The sequence below is a fragment of the Thalassospira sp. UBA1131 genome (assembly GCF_002311515.1).
Lineage (GTDB): Bacteria > Pseudomonadota > Alphaproteobacteria > Rhodospirillales > Thalassospiraceae > Thalassospira.
The window spans coordinates 1-3,931 of record NZ_DCAO01000029.1; the positions used below are offsets into that span (position 1 = coordinate 1).

The following is a 3,931-nucleotide window of genomic DNA, read 5'->3' on the forward strand; positions in this document are numbered from 1 at the left end:
GCGACCGAGGAAGACCTTCTGACCATCAAGAAGCAGGTCCTGATTTCCGGTGATGCAGTTGGGCCAGATGATTGCTATTTGGCCCAGCGTGGCCTTCGCACCCTTGCCGTGCGCCTGAAACAGCACCATGAAAGCGGCCTTAAGGTCGCGAACTGGCTGCAAACCCGCCCGGAAGTCAAACGCGTGCTGCATCCCGGCCTCCCCGATGATCCGGGACACGCCATCTGGAAACGCGATTTCACTGGTGCCTGCGGCCTGTTTTCCTTTGTCATGGAACCGGTCGAAAAGGCGCAGCTCGCCAATATGGTCGATCATATGGAGCTGTTTGGCATGGGCTTTAGCTGGGGTGGCTTTGAAAGCCTGATCTTGCCGTCCGATCCAACCAAAATCCGCACTGCCACCAAATGGGACGAAGACGGCCCACTGGTCCGGCTCCATATCGGCCTTGAAGACCCCGATGATCTGATTGCCGATCTTGAAGCCGGGTTCGCACGGCTTAAAACGGCCTGAACCCGAAAAACATACCCGAAAAATCATTAAGGGCGCTGAGAGTTCAGCGCCCTTTTTCCGTTCAAACCTTCGAACTGGCGCGACGTCACAGCCACGCAAACAACAGCGACGCAATCACAATCACCGACAGGATGACGCGCAAGTTGCCATACCATGATGGAAACTGCCCACTTTTCACTGTCTGCAAGTCAATCAACAGCATGGCCGCAAAGCTTGCCGCCAGAACAGGCAACCCAATCACCAGTGGCACAAGCAGTGTCAACCATCCGATAAGCGACGGCACCACACTGATACCAAGCGAAACCCACAAGAACCTGTCGGCAACAGCCCCCTGATCAAAGGCCTTGATTGCCCGTCCCCAATGCACACCACCCAGAAATGACAAAATCACCGCGCCATAGGCGACAAGGGTGAAGTAGGCCAATGACTGATGCGCACCCGACAAGAATGCCCCGCCAATCGACAAGGCAACAAACGGGATCGCGCCACTTAGCCCGAACCAACGTGCGGGCACCGGGATGGACGCAAAGAAAGGCGCATTTTCCCGCAAACCCGAAGCGGATGCTGGATTACGCTCTGTTGATGATTGCTGCGGCACGCCGATATCCTTTCACGCGGTTCTATCTGCGCTTTACGGAATCGGGTGCCACTTTGATCACCGTGTTTGCAGTGATAACGCTTTAGCTACCTGCAAAGTGGCGCTTGGCACTCATTACAATACCGCTGGCAACAAAGATCGCCGCGGCTGAAATCACGATGCTTGGCCCGGCTGGCGTATCAACATGCCAGGACAGGGCAATCCCCGCCAGAACCGATGCCGCGCCAAACAGCCCGGCACCAATCGCCATCTGTTCAGGTGTGCGGGCAAAGAAACGTGCGCTGGCGGCTGGAACGATCAAAAGAGCTGTAATCAGCAAAACCCCGACAATCTTGATCGCCATACCGATCACAAGCGCCATCAGAAGCATGAAGATCAAACGCAGCCGTTCGACCGGGATGCTTTCGGCCGCGGCAATTTCCGGGCTGACTGTCAGCGCAAGCAAAGGCCGCCACATCCATGCAAGGATGCCAAGTGCAAAGGCGCCGCCAACCGCCAAAAGCAAGATATCCCCGGTATTGACCGCCAGAATATCACCAAACAGATAAGCCATCAGATCAACAGCCACACCTTGCACAAAGGCAAGCGCGACCATCCCCAACGCCAGCGTGGAATGCGCCAGCATGCCCAGCACCGTATCACTGCCAATCCGCGATTGCCGCTGCCCATAGGCCAGAATAAGGGCAACCGCCAGACAGGTCGCGATCATGCCTATCCGGACATCGACCCCGATCAGAAGGCCAAGTGCCACCCCCAAAAGGGCCGTATGCGCCAACATGTCGCCAAAGAACGCCATACGTCGCCAGACGATAAAGGCGCCGAACGGCCCACAGACAACGGCCAGCAAAACACCGCCCAAAACGGCACGAAACAGGAAATCGTCCATCATTGGTTTGTTCCCGCCCCTTCTTTGACGGCTTTATTGTGATCATCTGCGTGATGGTGATGCCCATGATCATGCGAATGATCGTGACCACATCCGCCAACAACATGGCCCGAAAGATCATGTTCGTGATCATGTTCGTGATGGTAGATGCCAATCGCATCGGCCTCACGCACGCCAAACAAGGACCGGTATTCCGGATGCTGGCGCACGGTTTCGGGAATGCCCGAACAACAGACATGGCGATTGAAACACACCACCTGATCGGTCTTGGCCATCACCAGATGCAGATCATGCGAAATCATCAGAACCGCGCAATCAAGTTCACGGCGGATCTCGTCAATCAGGCGATAAAGCTCCGCCTGCCCGGAAACATCCACGCCCTGCGTCGGCTCATCAAGCACCAGCAAATGCGGGCGCAGCAAAAGAGTGCGGGCCAGCATCACACGCTGCGTCTCGCCACCTGAAAGCTGGCTCATCTGCGCATCAATCACATGCCCTGCCCCGACTTGGGCCAGAACGCCTTCACAATCCGCCCGGCTCACGGATCGGGTCAGGCTCAGAAACCGCTTCACCGTCATCGGCAAGACCTGATCGATGGCAAGCTTTTGCGGCACATAGCCAATCGTAAGGCCGCGTTTACGCACGACCTCGCCGCTATCGGCTTTCTGCAAACCCAGAAGCGTCTTGACCAATGTCGATTTGCCAGCGCCATTTGGCCCGATCAGGGTAATGATCTCGCCCGGATGAATGGCAAGCGATACCTGATCAAGCACCCGCTCATTACCAAAAGAAAGGACAAGGTCGCGGCCTTCAATGAGTGGCGCAGTCATGGCACAGCCCCTTGATCTCGACCGTGGTCGCCTGAATGGTAAAGCCGACACTGCGCGCTGCCTTGCGCACCGCGTTGCTCATATCCTCATTAACCGCCTCGGCGACGCGGCCGCAATCAGTACAGATGAAATACTGCCCCAGATGTTCGCAATCAGGCCGGTCACAGCCGAAATAGGCATTTAGCGACTCAATTCTGTGCACCAGACCAAGCTCGGTCAGGAATTCCAGCGCGCGATAAACCGTTGGCGGTTGCACCCGCTGCCCCTCGGCGGTCAGCGCATCAAGCAACTCATAGGCCGTAACCGCCTTGTGCGATTGCCAGATCAGGGTAAAGACCTTGCGGCGCATGTCGGTAAAGCGCGCATTTTCGCTGTCACAGACTTTCTCTGCCTGCGCAAGTGCGCTATGCACACATCTGTCGTGATCATGGCCCTTTTTGGGGAAAAGATCGCTCATAGCTGAATATCTCGTATCGACGGCCATCTGGTTTCGGCGGTTTCGGCCCAACCGATTTCAAAAAGCCGTGGCATCTGATGAAATGTTATAATATATCATTTTCTGACGCGCCGAACGTCAAAAGTCAACCACCATCGACCGGAGCTTCCCCATGACGGGCTCAAATGCACTGATTGCCGACAAACTGAAATTCAACGAAAACGGCCTGATCCCGGCAATCGCCCAGCAACATGACACGGGCGAAGTCCTGATGATGGCGTGGATGAACCGCGATGCCGTGCTTGAAACGCTTGAAACCGGCCGGGTGTGCTATTTCTCACGCTCCCGCGGGAAACTCTGGCGCAAGGGTGAAAGCTCCGGCCAGGTGCAGAAACTTGTCGATTTTCGCTATGACTGCGACATGGACACCATTCTGGTCGAGGTCGATCAGATTGGCGTTGCCTGCCACACCGGACGGCGCAACTGTTTCTATTTCGCCGCACGTGACGGCAAGGAAGTCGTGATTTCCGAACCGGAAATATCGGCCGAAGAACTTTACGGCAAGAAATAAGCCCCCAAATCCCACGCCCAGCGCAAAAGACCTGATTGATCATGGCCCTTTCCAACGAACAGTTTGACCGCATCGCCACCACCGTCATCACCGGCTTTCT

6 protein-coding genes are annotated in these 3,931 nt (G+C 56.0%); 2 read left to right on the forward strand and 4 right to left on the reverse strand.

All coding sequences use genetic code 11. The annotated features are described in order from the left end of the window. On the forward strand, window positions 1-510 hold a 510-nt coding region (locus B3Z49_RS04135; RefSeq protein WP_296988419.1), incomplete at its 5' end, for a PLP-dependent transferase. 85 nt (window positions 511-595) lie between these two features. On the opposite strand, the gene B3Z49_RS04140 is transcribed toward B3Z49_RS04135, so the two are convergent. From B3Z49_RS04140 to B3Z49_RS04155, 4 genes are all read right to left on the reverse strand, one after another. Next, window positions 596-1,108: a DUF3429 domain-containing protein gene (locus tag B3Z49_RS04140; RefSeq protein ID WP_296988420.1), complete on the reverse strand. Its 513-nt coding sequence runs from the start codon at window positions 1,106-1,108 to the stop codon at window positions 596-598. An 82-nt stretch (window positions 1,109-1,190) separates the two neighbouring features. Then, window positions 1,191-1,997 carry a metal ABC transporter permease gene (locus B3Z49_RS04145; protein WP_296988421.1) on the reverse strand — a complete coding sequence of 269 codons (807 nt, stop codon included), beginning with the start codon at window positions 1,995-1,997 and terminating at the stop codon, window positions 1,191-1,193. After that, window positions 1,994-2,824 carry a zinc ABC transporter ATP-binding protein ZnuC gene (gene znuC / locus B3Z49_RS04150; RefSeq protein ID WP_296988423.1) on the reverse strand — a complete coding sequence of 277 codons (831 nt, stop codon included), beginning with the start codon at window positions 2,822-2,824 and terminating at the stop codon, window positions 1,994-1,996. The genes B3Z49_RS04145 and znuC overlap by 4 nt, the downstream gene beginning before the upstream one ends. Beyond that, on the reverse strand, window positions 2,805-3,281 hold the full coding sequence (locus B3Z49_RS04155; RefSeq protein WP_008890884.1) for a Fur family transcriptional regulator: 477 nt from the start codon (window positions 3,279-3,281) through the stop codon (window positions 2,805-2,807). Before B3Z49_RS04155 ends, znuC begins: the two co-directional genes overlap by 20 nt. Before the next feature lie 151 nt (window positions 3,282-3,432). Between B3Z49_RS04155 and hisI the strand changes: the two genes are divergently transcribed. Then, a complete protein-coding gene (gene hisI / locus B3Z49_RS04160; protein ID WP_296988429.1) occupies window positions 3,433-3,831 on the forward strand; it encodes a phosphoribosyl-AMP cyclohydrolase in 399 nt (132 codons plus the stop codon). Window positions 3,832-3,931 lie beyond the last annotated feature (100 nt).